This is a genomic window from Rhizobium sp. AC27/96 (assembly GCF_001692325.1).
In the GTDB taxonomy this organism is placed as follows: domain Bacteria; phylum Pseudomonadota; class Alphaproteobacteria; order Rhizobiales; family Rhizobiaceae; genus Rhizobium.
In genome coordinates this window covers 143,145-156,493 of record NZ_LXKN01000058.1, presented here as the reverse complement: position 1 = coordinate 156,493, position 13,349 = coordinate 143,145, and the positions used below count along the sequence as shown (strand labels likewise).

The following is a 13,349-nucleotide window of genomic DNA, read 5'->3' as shown; positions in this document are numbered from 1 at the left end:
TTATATCCAATAAAGCCATGAGCGTGGCACGGATGCGTACAAAGCCGTCGTCATTGTCGGCAACTAGCAAGGCCTGTGCTTGGATCCTCGGGTCAAGCCCGAGGATGACGGAGTGTAGAGTACAATAGAGTGGCAAACGCAAACACCACCGTCCGGTATTCCTAGCTCTTGACGACCATCATCTCCGCCAGCATCCTGCACGCATGGGTGGATATACTTACATCATCACCAACCACAAACGTGGCACGCTATACATCGGCGTCACAGCCGATCTTGAACGTCGCATCTATGAGTATCGTGAAGGTCTGACGCCTGGATTCGCATGGAAATACGGATGCACGCGGCTCGTCTGGTATGAACACCACGCAGACATCGTTTCAGCCATACAGCGGGAAAAGTCCCTGAAACGCTGGTATCGCCAGTGGAAGATCGAGCTGATTGAGAAAGCGAATCCCGATTGGCGTGATTTATACTATGAGCTGTGGTGAGATTTCAGGCTCTCTGACCACCTGCGCATCCCGATCCTTCAGCCACAGCCCAAACTCCTTGACCACCGCCACCACCTTCTCCAGACGGCATCCGTCCTCCGTCAACGAATACTCGACCTTCACAGGAACCGTGGGATAGACCGTGCGGTTAATAAGACCGGCCTCCTCCAGCGCACGCAGGTCCAAAGTCAGCATTCTCTGCGAGATGCCCGGCATCAGCCGCCGCAACTCGTTGAAGCGTTGTGGACCATCGACCAGATAGGACACGATCAGCAGCCGCCAGCGCCCCCCCAGCAAATGCATCGCCTCCTCGACGGAGCAGCCTGTGACGGTCTTTTTCATCGGATATACCTCATGTGCATGCCGGTATAATTTTTGTACCTAGATGTCAAACTTTTCCGTTCTTACTATTCCATACCAATCGGACTACATGGATCAACGACCACCTTTCCAAGCGAAAGCTGGCACTGGAAACACCATGGAGGCCCCTGATGAAATTGTACTATCTGCCCGCAAGCTGCTCGCTCTCGCCCCATATCGTCATCAACGAACTCGGTCTCGACGCTGAGCTGATCAAGGTCGATCACACCAGCCACAAGACCGAGGCGGGGCTGGATTTCTACGACATCAACCCGCACGGCTATGTCCCCCTTCTCGAACTCGCCGATGGCAATCTCCTGCGAGAGGGGCCGGCCATCGTTCAATATCTGGCGGATTTAAAGCCCGAATCCGGGCTGGCCGCTGCCGCCGGCACGATGGAGCGCTACAACCTGCAGGAAATGCTGGGCTTCCTGTCGACGGAGATCCACAAGGGCTTCATTCCGCTCCTCTATGCGCGGCTGGCGGGGAACTATGTCGAGACGGCAAGACCGAAACTCGAGAAGCGATATCAATGGATCAACGAGCATCTCGCCGGTCGCCCCTTCCTGATGGGCGACAGGTTCACGGTAGCCGATGCCTATCTGTTTGCGCTCACCGGCTGGGGCCAGGCCGAGTGGCTCAAGTCCTACTACAAGGCCGGCATCCACTTCGATGGGCTGCGCAATCTCGAAGCCTGGTACGCTCGCATGAGGCAGCGTGACGCCGTGCGGAAGTCTATCGAGGAAGAAGGATTGGCTTTCGACTGATCGCCGAACGCCCCGGCTCACTCGCTCTTGGTAGGATGTATCGACGGCGCTGGCTCGACGGCTGGCGACCGTCGACGCAAAACTGGATGTTGCCAGTGCAGCCGGCTGCGCTTCCTAGGCAAGATGATCCCGCGCTTGCTACGCTTATCCCTGACGTGTGGGGAGTAAGCCCGAGTCTACTATTTCAGATGCCCAATGACTTTGAAGCCTTGTTCAGTATCTTCAATGGGGAAGTGTTTTCCTGTGGCCTCAATCACAGCGCGAATGGCATTTATGTCCTGTGGAACAAGTTCTGAGGGGACATTTTTGGGTCTTTTTTTCACCACAACGCGCCGAAACTCAATCCACTCTATCTCGACCAAAGGGTAAACATTCAGCGGCCACAAATCCACGTATACATAGGGTGGATATAAGCTAGGAAGCACTGGCGACCATTCTTGATTAGCACCAATGAATTTGACCGCGATCCCCTTGATATCGGCGTCGGAAGCTTCCAGTGCCTTGAACAGAAGGCGCCATTTTGTATTGGACATGAGGGAAGCCGAATAGTTCCGCGCCACTTCTTTTTTAGCGCTCAAGCGCAGCGCATTCATATCTACGGCAGGTTCTTTTATTCGCACCATTTGATCCCCAATGAGTAACAGGAGATGAGCGTAAGCCGCCTCCTAGCCTCATGATATGCAATTAACCTAACTTAAGAACGGTGAAACAGCTCAGCAGTCAGCTCACTCGCCGCGTCTTTCAAAACTACCGACGCAATTCTCACCCAAGTTATCTTTGTCGATTGGCAAATGGAACTAGCGACCTGAGATCGCGAAACAACTTGCATGATGCGATCCGACTTTATCTCGCCCTCCCGGTTCCAACAACCCTGCCCTGCAAAATCCGCATCGCTAGCATGCTACCAATGTGAGCCCAATCGATTATATCGACCTTAGTGGCTTCGGGATTCCACACCTCCCGCGGGATCTCGGCAAGCCGCTGCCAGCCTGTCTTTCGGCCCGTTCGGGCTTGCCGCCCGGGTCGAACATCGAAGCCTGGCAAAACAAGAACAGAGGATAAAAAAGTGGCTGGCTCAGCAACAAGCTCTGCGTCCACCAGCGCGCGTGCATCCGCACGCCAAGGCCAGGGCAATTATCAATTCGCGCTTATCGCACTCACCTCACTCTTTTTCATGTGGGGCTTCATCACCTGCCTGAACGACATTCTGGTCCCGCACCTGAAGAGCGTCTTTCAGCTCAATTATACCCAGTCGATGCTGATCCAGCTCTGCTTCTTCGGCGCATATTTCATCGTATCGCTGCCGGCTGGAGCGCTTGTGAAGCGCATCACCTATAAGTGGGGCATTGTCGTCGGCCTTGCCATTGCAGCCGTTGGCTGCGCGCTGTTCATCCCGGCCGCCAGCTATCGCGTCTATGGCCTTTTCCTCGGCGCCCTCTTCGTGCTCGCCACCGGCATCACGATCCTGCAGGTCGCGGCCAATCCCTATGTCACCGTATTGGGACCGCCTGATACCGCCGCAAGCCGCCTGAACCTGACGCAGGCCTTCAATTCGCTCGGCACGACGATCGCACCGCTCTTCGGCGCCATGCTGATCCTGTCGGCCGCAACCGTTGCCGCCACCAACGCCACGCCGGAACAGCTCGACGCGATACGGGTCGCGGAAGCAAGTGCAGTGAAATTCCCCTACCTGCTGCTTGCCGTCGCCTTCCTGGTGTTGGCCGCCGTCTTCGCGGCCCTGAAACTGCCTAAGGTCGAGGATGAGGAAACCGTCGAGCCGATGCGCGGCGGCGGTTCTGCCTGGCAATATCGCCATCTCGTGCTCGGCGCTGTCGGCATATTTCTCTATGTCGGCGCCGAAGTCAGCGTCGGCAGCTTCCTCGTCAACTTCCTGAGCCAGCCGGATATTGCCCACCTCTCCGAGGCGGACGCCGCTCATTATGTCTCCTATTTTTGGGGCGGCGCCATGATCGGCCGTTTCGTCGGGGCACTAATCATGCGTCATATAGACGATGGCAAGGCGCTCGCCTTCAATGCCGCCGTGGTCATCATCCTGCTCGCGGTCACCGTGCTGACGACAGGCCACGTTGCCATGTGGTCCGTACTGGCGATCGGCCTGTTCAACTCCATCATGTTCCCGACGATCTTCAGCCTGGCGCTGCATGGTCTCGGCAAATATACGAGCCAGGGCTCGGGCATCCTGTGCCTGGCCATTGTCGGCGGCGCCATCCTGCCGATGATCCAGGGCGGCCTTGCCGACACCATCGGCATCCACCTCGCCTTCCTGATGCCGATCATCTGCTACGTCTACATCGCCTACTATGGCCTCAAGGGCCACAAGCCCGTCGCGTAAGCCTTTGCAAACCATCGCGCCTCGCCGCCTTGATCGGCGGGGCGCAAAAGGCTTGATCCAAAGCTCGTCACTTGGCATCGTGCAGTGCAACAAGGACGGAAGGACAGGCCTCATGAAAGCACTGCTGCTCATCGACATCCAGAACGGCTTCTGCCCCGGCGGCAATCTTCCGGTACCTGAAGGCGATGAGATAGTGCCCGTTGCCAACAGACTGATCGACAGCGGCAGATACGACCTGATCGTGGCATCGCAGGACTGGCATCCGGCTGGTCACGGCAGCTTCGCCTCGGCCCATCACGGCAAGAAGCCTTTCGAGATGGGCATGCTCTCGGGCAAGCCGCAGATGATGTGGCCGGACCATTGCGTCCAGAATACTGAAGACGCCCAATTCCATCCCGCTCTTCATGCCGATCGCATCGATTTCATCCAGCAGAAGGGCCAGAACCCGGCCGTCGACAGCTATTCCGCCTTTCGCGACAACGATCAGGCAGCGCTGACCGGCCTTGCCGCACATCTGCGCGCTAAAGGCGTCACCGAGCTCGATCTCTGCGGTCTGGCAACGGATTATTGCGTGAAGTTCTCGGCACTCGACGCAGTCGAGATGCTGCCCGGCGTCAAAATCCGTTTCATCGAGGATTCAAGCCGCGGCATCGACCCGGCCGGTGTGAAAACCGCGATCGACGAAATGCGGACGCGCGGTGTCGCGATTGTCAGCAGCACGGACGCGCTCGCCTGAAATCAAGCACGCAGAGCTAAACCTTCCCTAAGGAAAATCATGCAAGCTGTTCCCGATCAATAAGATTTCGGGACCTATCGCGTGCAATCGATCACCATTAACGGGCGTTTCCTCGGCCAGCCACTTTCCGGCGTGCAGCGCTTTGCCCGCGAGCTGACGCTAGCGCTCGACCGCAAGATCGCTGCCGGCGCCGTGCCCGCTGCATTGAAGGGCGCAAGCTGGCGGCTGGCGGTGCCAGGCAATACGCCCGTCGATCTCGAACTTTCCGCGATAAAAACCGATAGCTTCGGCTCCGGCCCAGGTCACGTCTGGGAGCAGACGGCGCTGCTTGCACGCTCGCGCGGCGGCAGGCTCATCGGCTTCGGCGGCAGCGGGCCGCTCCTGCATCGCCGCCAAATGGTCATCATCCATGACGTCACCATCTTTCGCCACCCGCAATCCTTCAAGCGCAGCTACCGCCTGCTGCATGGCGCGCTTGGGACGGTACTCACCCGCACCGCCAAGATCGGCACCGTCTCCGAGTTCTCGCGCCAGGAGCTCGCCTCCGTCTTCCGCGTATCCGCTGCCGGCATCGATGTCGTCTATAACGCCGTCGATCATTTTGCCGCCATCGAGCCGGATGAAATCATCATCGAGCGGCTCGGACTGAAGACGAATGGCTTCTTCCTGCTCGTCGGCACGATGAAGCCGAACAAGAATCTCGACTTCGCAATCCGCGCCTTCGAGGCGCTCGGCGATATCAGCCAGAAACTCGTGGTGGTCGGCGGCACCGCCCCAAGCGTGTTCAAGTCGGATGGCCCGCAGTCGAACGATCGTTTGCTCTTTCCCGGCCGATTGACGGACGCGGAGATCGCAGCGCTGGAACGCCATGCCACAGCCTTCGTCTTTCCAAGCCTTTATGAGGGTTTCGGCATCCCGCCGCTCGAAGCCATGACGCAGGGTTGCCCGGTGCTCGCAGCCGATATCCCCGCCGTCCGCGAGGCCTCCGGCGATGCGGCTCTCTACTTCGACCCCACGCGACGGGACGAGCTTGTCGTTGCCATGCAGCGGATCGCAACGGACGAAGTCCTGCGCGACGATCTGCGTTGTCGCGGCCATGAGAACGTCACCCGCTTTTCCTGGGATGGCAGTGCTGACCGCATACTGGCCATGCTGGAAAAACTCTAGGACCGGGCCTGCTGCCGGAACATAGTGACGAAGTAGCTGTAAAGGCCGAGCAGGCAGAAAAGCGCGCCGCCGATCACCCCGACCGACACCGATAGCCACAGCGAATAGCTGAAGCCGGCAGTCGCAAGCACCGGCACGGCAAGGCCGACGGCTGCGAGCAAGACCGGCTGCCAGACAAAATCGAATGGCAGTGACACCAGCACCTTCACCCCGATCGCCATGGCAATCAATGCGCCGATCATGCCGCCCGCCATCAATGCCGCATCGCGGAAGGAACCGAGATAGCCGCCCGCCAGCGTGCCGGCGTTCAACAGCAAACAGTCAAGCAGCGCCAGCAGGAAAATTGCCAGCAATCGATGCCGCAGATGCGCGGGCGTCGGTAGCATATTTGCCGTCAGCGCGCGGCATGTAGCAAGGCCGATGACAAAGGGCGCCGCAGTCAGAAATTCGGTGCGTAGGCCTGCGGAAATGACAAACTGCCCCACAGGCTGCAGCAATGCAAAGATGCCGGCCGCCGTCATCAGTGTAAGGCCGGTCAGAAGGGAGTAGTAATCCCCGAGCTGCTTCCTGAAAGCCGGCGTTACCCCTTCGCGATCGTAGGCAGCCACCACATCCGGATACTGTATAGCCTGCAGGGCGGAAACGATGAGCACGAACGGCCGTTGCAGCAGATCGAGCGCCAGCAGTGCGCCAGCAGCGCCTCCTGCTCCCAAGACCGCTGTCAGGATGGACTTCAAGCCGAGCGGCGCCAGCATGCCCATGACCGATGCGCTGGCCGCGACGCTGCCGTAGACAAAATGCTTGCGGACCAACGCCGGCTCGAAGCTTGCTGCCTCGCGCAGGCTATCGCGAGTGAGAAACGCTGCCCAGAAACCGTAGATGACATAACCGGCCAGAAGGCCAGCAACCGTGGAAGCGAAGGTTGGCGCAACAATCGCGCCAGCGAGCGTGCCGACCGCCAGAATGGTGGCGCGCGATCCTTGCAGCCGAGAAAAGATGCGAAACTCCTGACGGAAGCGCAGCATGGTCAGATGCAGGTCGCTGCCACCCTGGAGAATCGCCACCAGACCGCCGAAGACCGCAATGTCGCCCGGAACGGAAAAGAAGATCGACGCGGAGGCTGCGATCAGGCAGATCGCCGCGCATGCCGCGAACTCGACGCCCAGAGCCTTCCGCTCAAGCGCTTCGCTTCCCGGTGTCGATCCTGGATAGAAGCGGCTGCAGGCGAAGCGGACCCATTCGAAACAGAAGATTGCGGCAAACTGGCTGATAGTGATGAACAGCGAATAAGCGGCGTAGTCCACAGGCGTAAGCAGATGCGCCACCGCAATCAGCAGCCCGAAGGCCACCGCTGCCTGATAGAAATATGCCGCCAATGCCACGATCTTTGCCATGCAGGCAGCTAACAGCAAAAGATTGAGAAAAGCGCTAATTCCGAAGGGGAGATTCCGGAGCAGGATGACAAGTGCCACTGATGATGAGGTGGCCGACCGGCCTGACATTATCAGCCAGTCCCCGCCACCTGATCTCTCATTCCTCAAAAATCTGCTCGATCGGCAGACCAAAAACCCTGGCGATGATAAAGGCGAGCGGCAGGCTGGGATCATAGCGCTCGTTCTCGATCGCATTGACCGTCTGCCGGGAGACATCGAGCTTAGCAGCAAGCTCGCCCTGGGACCAGCCGCGCTCGGTCCGCAATGCTTTCAACCGGTTCTTCATCGATAGCGCAAATGGCTGACAATGCCGCCGACGATCCACAGGGCCGACATCAGCGGCCATACGGCGAACATCGTCAGCTTCGGATAACCGACATTCTCAAGGAAGCCATAGCTGAAGGTGATCAGCGCGGTACCGGCGAAGGCGATCGAAAAGGCTTCCAGCTGAATCTTGCGCTGCAGCTCGTCAATGCGGCGAAGATGGCGCAGCACCGAGGCGGCAATGAAAAATGCCGGCAGCATCGGCGCCAGTGACACCATTGTTTTCCAGGTGGTTCCTTCGACCATATCGTGATTGATCAGCCACAGCGAGAGCGTCAGTATGACGCCATAGGCGACCATGCTCGCCCCAATCTCCAAGCGATAGCGGTATTTTCTCATGTCGGCTTCCTGTAAAGCATGCTTTACATATGGCGGCGTCGAGATTCATGTCAAGCATGCTTTACATCATTCCGGATATGATTGGGAGATTCACCAGAACGAACCTGGGTGACGTGCACCCACTATTTCCTCTTCGCTTCCTCGCTCATCCAGGCGATCACTGTCTCGATTGCTGGCGATTTACGATAGCGCGGCCAGACGAGATAGAAATCGGAGGGACCGCTGAGCGTACCCTCAACGACTTGCGTCAAACGCCCTTCCGCCATATCCCGTGCGACGAAATCCCGGTTGGCGAGAACAATGCCCTGCCCGGCAATGGCGGCCTCGATTGCATGCGACGTCTGGTTGAAGCTGATCCCCTTGTAGGAAGGCTGCGCCGCCCGTCCGAAATGGGTATCGATAAATTCGGGCCAGGAATTATGGGCGTCGTGAAGGAGTGCGTAGTCCGCAAGCTCCTCCGACGTTTTTGGCGGCCTTCGGTCGCGCAGCAACACAGGGCTGCAAACCGCAATGATCTCCTGTTCGAACAACAGCTCCGACGCCAAGCCCGGCCCGAAAGGCGGACGCCCATAGCGAACCGCGAGATCCACCCCATCCGCTTGAAACCCCGACATGCGCTCGGTCGCGAGGATATGAAGATCGAGATCGGGATGACGGCTCGTAAAATCCGGCAGACGTGGGATCAGCCATTTCGATGCGAATGTCGGTGTGGTGCTGATGGTGAGCCTGACCGGTTGCGGCCGGAGATCACCCGTCGCCTGGGCGATGATTTCGAAGGCGCGCCTGATATCGGCGATGTAACCGCGCCCTTCGCCTGTGAGAACCAGGCTTCGCGGCATCCGCTCGAACAGCTTTACGCCAAGCTCCGCCTCTAGCCCGCGGACCTGCTGCGCCACCGCACCCTGGGTAACCCCGAGTTCCTCGGCGGCCACCCTGAAGCTCAGATGACGCGCCGCCACCTCGAATGCCTTCAAGCCGTTCAGAGAAGGAAGTTTACCGAGTGAGCCGTTCATGCGATAGTTTTTCTACTGAGAAATAAGAGCGTAACTGCTTCGCTCGCGCGCAAGAAAGATGATATTTCATCGGCAAGTTTGAAGCAATCAGCCCATTCGGGCAAGACCAAAGAGGAGACGCATATGTCAATAGAAAAAGTCGCGATCATCACCGCGGGCGGCAGCGGCATGGGCGCCGAGAGCGCCAGACGTCTCGCCGCCGACGGGTTCAAGGTGGCCATCCTCTCGTCCTCCGGAAAGGGCGAGGCTCTTGCGGAAGAACTCGGCGGCATCGGCATCACCGGCTCCAACCAGTCCAATGACGACCTCAAGCGCCTGGTCGATGCGACGATGGCAAAGTGGGGACGGGTCGACGTGCTCGTAAACAGCGCCGGCCACGGCCCGCGCGCACCCATCCTCGATATCACCGACGAGCAATGGCACACCGGCCTCGACGTCTATCTGATGAACGTCATCCGCTCGGTCCGCCTCGTCGCCCCCATCATGCAGAAGCAGAAGTCCGGCGCGATCGTCAACATCTCCACAGCCTGGACGTTCGAACCCTCCGCGATGTTCCCGACCTCGGCCGTGTTCCGCGCAGGCCTTGCTTCTTACACCAAGATATTCGCCGACACCTATGCCGCCGACAATGTGCGGATGAACAACGTCCTGCCCGGTTGGATCGACAGCCTGCCCGCCACAGAAGAGCGCCGCGACAGCGTGCCGATGCAGCGCTACGGCACCAGCGCCGAAATCGCCGCCACCGTCGCCTTCCTCGCCTCCGATGGTGCCGGTTACATCACCGGCCAGAACCTCAAGGTCGACGGCGGATTGACCCGTTCGGTGTAGGTTTGGAACAAGCCAGGCCACATTGCTGTCGCTCTCCCAGGCATCACTTGGAAGAGCGATATCATTTTGGAGGACAGCAACTCAGATAGCTCCCACCCCGGCTGAATCTGCCTCCGCGCTGGCCTAGTCGAAGCCGGAAGCAATGAACTACGCAGGCAAGACACGAAGCGCCCATTCCCTTGAATTGCCTTTTTGCACTGCACACGTTAGAAGGGCCGCCAAATTACGGGATGGAAATGGGCGGCACGGGGCGGCGCTGCCTCGGGAGGAGTGCCACGATGGATGTCATCAACACGATAGCGGCACTGCGCGAGAGGCTCGGCGAGCATCGCAAGGCCGGCCAGAGCATCGGCCTGGTACCGACCATGGGCTATCTGCACGCCGGCCACATGGAACTCGTTTCCCGCGCCAAAGCCGAGAACGACATTGTCGTCACCTCCATTTTCGTCAATCCGCTGCAATTCGGTGCCAATGAAGATCTGGCGAAATACCCGCGCGATCTTGAGCGCGATAGCGCCATGCTGCGAGACGGTGGCGTCGATTTCCTCTTCGCACCTGGCGTCAGCGATATGTATCCCCGCCCGATGGAAACCGTCGTCGACGTGCCGAAACTTGGTGCCGAATTGGAGGGCGCAGTGCGCCCTGGCCATTTCGCCGGTGTGGCAACGGTCGTCACCAAGCTCTTCAATATCGTCCAGCCGGATAGCGCCTATTTCGGCGAAAAGGACTATCAGCAGGTGGCAATCATCCGCCGCATGGTGGAGGATCTGGCCCAGCCCGTTCGGGTCGTGCCGGTGCCGACAGTCCGTGATGTGGACGGGCTCGCTCTGTCCTCCCGCAACGTCTACCTCTCGAAGGAGGAGCGGGCAGCGGCGGCTATCGTCCCAAAGGCACTGGCGGAAGCCGAAAGGCTCTATGAGCTCGGCACCGATGATCCCTCTGCATTCGAGGAGGCATTGCGAACTTTCATCGAAAGCGAGCCGCTCGCTACCGCCGAAGTCGCCGCCGTTCGCGATCCCGACACGCTGGAGCAACTGACGAAGCTTCACGGCCAGCCTGTGCTCATCGCCCTGTTCGTGCGCATCGGCTCCACCCGCCTGCTCGACAACCGCGTGATCGGCCGCAAGCAGGCTGCCGGCGAAAAGGCTGCATGAGATGAGCACAGTCGGACAGACCAAACGCACCACCACAGCCACCATCGAAGCGATGAAGGGCACCCGCCCAATCGTCAGCCTGACGGCCTATACGACACCCATCGCCCGCCTGCTCGACCCGCATTGCGACCTGCTGCTGGTCGGCGATTCCCTCGGCATGGTGCTCTACGGCATGGAGACCACAGTCGGCGTCACGATGGAAATGATGATTGCCCATGGCCAGGCCGTCATGCGCGGTGTCAAGCATGCCTGCGTCATCGTCGACCTTCCCTTTGGCGCCTATCAGGAATCGAAGGAACAGGCCTTTCGCAATGCCGCGCGCATCCTGAAGGAAACCGGCTGCGACGGCGTGAAGCTCGAGGGCGGCGAGGAGATGGCCGAGACCGTATCCTTCCTCACAGCCCGCGGCGTCCCCGTCTTCGGCCATATCGGTCTCATGCCCCAGCTCGTGAACACCACCGGCGGCTACCGCTCGCTCGGCCGCTCCGAGAAGGAAGCAGACAAGATCCGACGCGACGCCAGGGCGATTGCCGAGGCCGGTGCTTTTGCGATGGTTGTCGAAGGCACGATCGAACCCCTCGCCCGCGAAATCACCGCTGCAGTCTCCATCCCCACCATCGGCATCGGCGCCTCTGCCGCCTGCGACGGGCAAATCCTCGTCTCCGATGACATGCTTGGCCTCTTCAACGATTTCAAGCCGCGTTTCGTCAAGCATTTTGCCGAATTGGCGCCGGCGATCTCGAAGGCTGTGGAAGCCTATGCTGACGAAGTCAAAGCCCGCAGCTTCCCGGCCCTGGAGCACACATTCCAGCCGAAGAAGTAAATACGGATCAGCCCTTGGGTGGCTCCTTCTCCAGCAGATAGATCGCCTCGCCGAAATCCTCCATCTTGCTCATCAGCGCCGCGTGGGCGTCGCGCAGACCCTGATTGTAGTAATAGGGACCGATCTCGGTGGTGAAGAAATCGAGCAGGAATTCCGTGGGCAATGTGCCGATCGACTGGTCGAGTTCTTCGGAGAAATAGCGCTGAATGCGCGCAACGATCGCTGCCTTTTCTTCCTTGGTGAAGGTGATTTTCTGCATGTTCCGTATCTCCCGATTTGCGAGCAGTCTCCGGGGGCTACTTCAAGAAAATCAATTTATCCATCAAGTAAATTCAATTGCTGCATCCCAGCGCGCGGCTTACAGCTCGCGCCATTGAACAGCGCTTGGGCGCAGATGCGCAAGCGGCGATCACGGTTGTAAGTCGCGCTTGATCTGTGTGCCGGAACTGCAAACACAGCATCTGGGCGTAGGCTCCGGATTTTCCATGAAGGACAGAGCGGACGATGGGTCGCGCGGATTTTATTGACGGGTTGAAGGGCGGCATCCCCGTCGGCCTCGCAACGGCACCTTTCGGCGCCCTGTTCGGTGCCTTGGCGCGCGATCAGGGCATGTCGGTCGGCGAATTGACGCTGATGAGCAGCACGGTCTATGCCGGCGCCAGCCAGATGGTGGGTCTCGATCTCTTTGGTCACAACGTCCAAGCCTGGCTGATCGTGTTGTCGATCCTGGCAGTCAATTTCCGCCACGTACTCTACTCGGCGGCGATCGCCCGCTATATCAGGAGCTTCTCGCTCGTCGAAAAATTCCTCACCTTCTTCTTCCTTGTCGATCCGCAATTTGCCGAAACGATCAAGCGCGACGAAAGCGGCAAGCCCGTAACCTTCGCGTGGTATATCGGCTCCGCGACGATGATCTACATTCCCTGGGTGCTGGCAAGCTTTGTCGGTGGCTTGCTCGGCAGCCTCATCGGTGATCCCAGGTCGATCGGTCTCGATATCCTTCTGCCGATCTATTTCCTAGGCATTGTCATCGGCTTCCGCAAACGCGACAATTTCCTGCCGGTGGTGGTGGCGAGTGCCGCCGCATCGGCAATTGCCCACCGCTATATCGGCTCGCCCTGGCATGTGAGTATCGGCGCCCTGGTAGGCGTCGCCGTCGCCGCGTTCTTGCCGCCGGTGAAGGCAAATCGCAAGTCCGACCTCGCTCGCGAAAACCACGAGGTCTGAGCATGTTCGATTTCAATGCGAATATGGTCCTGCTGATTCTGGCCGCCGCCATCGTGACCTTCCTCACGCGCATCGGCGGCTATATCCTTATCGTCAAGATGACCCGCATTCCGCCGCGCGTCGAAGCCGCGCTGAATGCCGTACCCGCAGCGGTGCTGACGACGCTCGTCGCGCCGTCCTTCTTCATCGGAGGATGGGATACCAAGGTGGGGCTGCTTGCCGCGCTTCTCGTCGGCCTGCGCTACCCCTCGACCTACATGCTGGTCGCGGGATGGATCGTCGTGATGGCGTGGCGACATTCGATCGGCGCCTAAGCCGTCGTAATGCCATCCCGCTC

General features: G+C 59.3%; 17 protein-coding genes. 10 read left to right on the top strand and 7 right to left on the bottom strand.

Going from position 1 to position 13,349, the window contains the following annotated elements; genetic code table 11:
* Window positions 1-203 precede the first annotated feature (203 nt).
* On the top strand, window positions 204-488 hold the full coding sequence (locus A6U86_RS28510) for a GIY-YIG nuclease family protein (protein WP_068398511.1): 285 nt from the start codon (window positions 204-206) through the stop codon (window positions 486-488).
* Here A6U86_RS28510 and A6U86_RS28505 read toward each other — a convergent pair.
* The gene (locus A6U86_RS28505; RefSeq protein WP_068398506.1) at window positions 468-830 is read right to left on the bottom strand and encodes a helix-turn-helix domain-containing protein; all 363 of its coding nucleotides are present in this window, start codon (window positions 828-830) and stop codon (window positions 468-470) included. The two genes, A6U86_RS28510 and A6U86_RS28505, sit on opposite strands and share 21 nt — an antisense overlap.
* A 149-nt stretch (window positions 831-979) precedes the next feature.
* On the opposite strand from A6U86_RS28505, the gene gstA reads away from it, so the two are divergent.
* Window positions 980-1,615: a glutathione transferase GstA gene (gene gstA / locus A6U86_RS28500; protein ID WP_068398503.1), complete on the top strand. Its 636-nt coding sequence runs from the start codon at window positions 980-982 to the stop codon at window positions 1,613-1,615.
* Between the two features lie 179 nt (window positions 1,616-1,794).
* Here gstA and A6U86_RS28495 read toward each other — a convergent pair whose 3' ends face one another.
* A complete protein-coding gene (locus tag A6U86_RS28495; protein ID WP_068398500.1) occupies window positions 1,795-2,238 on the bottom strand; it encodes a DUF6678 family protein in 444 nt (147 codons plus the stop codon).
* A gap of 443 nt (window positions 2,239-2,681) precedes the next feature.
* Here A6U86_RS28495 and A6U86_RS28490 point away from each other — a divergent pair, with 443 nt between their 5' ends.
* From A6U86_RS28490 to A6U86_RS28480, 3 genes are all read left to right on the top strand, one after another.
* The gene (locus tag A6U86_RS28490; protein ID WP_068398497.1) at window positions 2,682-3,968 is read left to right on the top strand and encodes a sugar MFS transporter; all 1,287 of its coding nucleotides are present in this window, start codon (window positions 2,682-2,684) and stop codon (window positions 3,966-3,968) included.
* 112 nt (window positions 3,969-4,080) lie between these two features.
* A complete protein-coding gene (pncA, locus tag A6U86_RS28485) occupies window positions 4,081-4,704 on the top strand; it encodes a bifunctional nicotinamidase/pyrazinamidase (protein ID WP_068398494.1) in 624 nt (207 codons plus the stop codon).
* 81 nt (window positions 4,705-4,785) lie between these two features.
* Window positions 4,786-5,871, top strand: a complete 1,086-nt coding sequence (locus A6U86_RS28480; protein WP_068398491.1) for a glycosyltransferase family 1 protein — start codon at window positions 4,786-4,788, stop codon at window positions 5,869-5,871.
* On the opposite strand, the gene A6U86_RS28475 is transcribed toward A6U86_RS28480, so the two are convergent.
* From A6U86_RS28475 to gcvA, 4 genes are all read right to left on the bottom strand, one after another.
* Window positions 5,868-7,265, bottom strand: coding sequence for a hypothetical protein (locus A6U86_RS28475; protein WP_068398488.1), 1,398 nt, complete (start codon window positions 7,263-7,265; stop codon window positions 5,868-5,870). The genes A6U86_RS28480 and A6U86_RS28475 overlap by 4 nt on opposite strands.
* A gap of 136 nt (window positions 7,266-7,401) precedes the next feature.
* A complete protein-coding gene (locus A6U86_RS28470; RefSeq protein WP_068398485.1) occupies window positions 7,402-7,590 on the bottom strand; it encodes a helix-turn-helix transcriptional regulator in 189 nt (62 codons plus the stop codon).
* Window positions 7,587-7,967, bottom strand: a complete 381-nt coding sequence (locus A6U86_RS28465; RefSeq protein WP_068398479.1) for a hypothetical protein — start codon at window positions 7,965-7,967, stop codon at window positions 7,587-7,589. Before A6U86_RS28465 ends, A6U86_RS28470 begins: the two co-directional genes overlap by 4 nt.
* 122 nt (window positions 7,968-8,089) lie before the next feature.
* Complete coding sequence (gcvA, locus tag A6U86_RS28460; RefSeq protein ID WP_068398477.1) at window positions 8,090-8,980, bottom strand: transcriptional regulator GcvA; 891 nt, start codon at window positions 8,978-8,980, stop codon at window positions 8,090-8,092.
* Window positions 8,981-9,103: 123 nt separating this feature from the next.
* Between gcvA and A6U86_RS28455 the strand changes: the two genes are divergently transcribed.
* The 3 genes from A6U86_RS28455 to panB all read left to right on the top strand — a co-directional run bounded on the left by A6U86_RS28455 (window position 9,104) and on the right by panB (window position 11,785).
* The gene (locus A6U86_RS28455) at window positions 9,104-9,808 is read left to right on the top strand and encodes an SDR family oxidoreductase (protein WP_068398921.1); all 705 of its coding nucleotides are present in this window, start codon (window positions 9,104-9,106) and stop codon (window positions 9,806-9,808) included.
* A gap of 278 nt (window positions 9,809-10,086) precedes the next feature.
* Window positions 10,087-10,962: a pantoate--beta-alanine ligase gene (gene panC, locus A6U86_RS28450; protein ID WP_068398918.1), complete on the top strand. Its 876-nt coding sequence runs from the start codon at window positions 10,087-10,089 to the stop codon at window positions 10,960-10,962.
* Between the two features lies 1 nt (window position 10,963).
* Window positions 10,964-11,785, top strand: coding sequence for a 3-methyl-2-oxobutanoate hydroxymethyltransferase (gene panB, locus A6U86_RS28445; RefSeq protein ID WP_068398474.1), 822 nt, complete (start codon window positions 10,964-10,966; stop codon window positions 11,783-11,785).
* Window positions 11,786-11,792: 7 nt separating this feature from the next.
* Here the strand turns inward: panB and A6U86_RS28440 are convergent, their stop codons facing one another.
* Entirely contained in the window at window positions 11,793-12,044 is a 252-nt protein-coding gene (locus A6U86_RS28440) for a DUF2164 domain-containing protein (RefSeq protein ID WP_068398471.1), read from the bottom strand.
* A 245-nt stretch (window positions 12,045-12,289) separates the two neighbouring features.
* On the opposite strand from A6U86_RS28440, the gene A6U86_RS28435 reads away from it, so the two are divergent.
* Window positions 12,290-13,012 (top strand): AzlC family ABC transporter permease, encoded by a 723-nt coding sequence (locus A6U86_RS28435; RefSeq protein WP_068398467.1) that lies wholly within the window; start codon window positions 12,290-12,292, stop codon window positions 13,010-13,012.
* Between the two features lie 2 nt (window positions 13,013-13,014).
* Window positions 13,015-13,326 (top strand): AzlD family protein, encoded by a 312-nt coding sequence (locus tag A6U86_RS28430; RefSeq protein ID WP_068398464.1) that lies wholly within the window; start codon window positions 13,015-13,017, stop codon window positions 13,324-13,326.
* Window positions 13,327-13,349: the final 23 nt, after the last annotated feature.

Excerpts from the sequence above, each read along its gene's own strand:
- A6U86_RS28510 (WP_068398511.1), top strand. The coding sequence starts at position 204 with ATGGGTGGATATACTTACATCATCACCAACCACAAACGTGGCACGCTA.
- A6U86_RS28505 (WP_068398506.1), bottom strand. The coding sequence starts at position 830 with ATGAAAAAGACCGTCACAGGCTGCTCCGTCGAGGAGGCGATGCATTTG.
- gstA (WP_068398503.1), top strand. The coding sequence starts at position 980 with ATGAAATTGTACTATCTGCCCGCAAGCTGCTCGCTCTCGCCCCATATC.
- A6U86_RS28495 (WP_068398500.1), bottom strand. The coding sequence starts at position 2,238 with ATGGTGCGAATAAAAGAACCTGCCGTAGATATGAATGCGCTGCGCTTG.
- pncA (WP_068398494.1), top strand. The coding sequence starts at position 4,081 with ATGAAAGCACTGCTGCTCATCGACATCCAGAACGGCTTCTGCCCCGGC.
- A6U86_RS28475 (WP_068398488.1), bottom strand. The coding sequence starts at position 7,265 with ATGGCAAAGATCGTGGCATTGGCGGCATATTTCTATCAGGCAGCGGTG.
- A6U86_RS28470 (WP_068398485.1), bottom strand. The coding sequence starts at position 7,590 with ATGAAGAACCGGTTGAAAGCATTGCGGACCGAGCGCGGCTGGTCCCAG.
- A6U86_RS28465 (WP_068398479.1), bottom strand. The coding sequence starts at position 7,967 with ATGAGAAAATACCGCTATCGCTTGGAGATTGGGGCGAGCATGGTCGCC.
- gcvA (WP_068398477.1), bottom strand. The coding sequence starts at position 8,980 with ATGAACGGCTCACTCGGTAAACTTCCTTCTCTGAACGGCTTGAAGGCA.
- A6U86_RS28455 (WP_068398921.1), top strand. The coding sequence starts at position 9,104 with ATGTCAATAGAAAAAGTCGCGATCATCACCGCGGGCGGCAGCGGCATG.
- panC (WP_068398918.1), top strand. The coding sequence starts at position 10,087 with ATGGATGTCATCAACACGATAGCGGCACTGCGCGAGAGGCTCGGCGAG.
- panB (WP_068398474.1), top strand. The coding sequence starts at position 10,964 with ATGAGCACAGTCGGACAGACCAAACGCACCACCACAGCCACCATCGAA.
- A6U86_RS28440 (WP_068398471.1), bottom strand. The coding sequence starts at position 12,044 with ATGCAGAAAATCACCTTCACCAAGGAAGAAAAGGCAGCGATCGTTGCG.
- A6U86_RS28435 (WP_068398467.1), top strand. The coding sequence starts at position 12,290 with ATGGGTCGCGCGGATTTTATTGACGGGTTGAAGGGCGGCATCCCCGTC.
- A6U86_RS28430 (WP_068398464.1), top strand. The coding sequence starts at position 13,015 with ATGTTCGATTTCAATGCGAATATGGTCCTGCTGATTCTGGCCGCCGCC.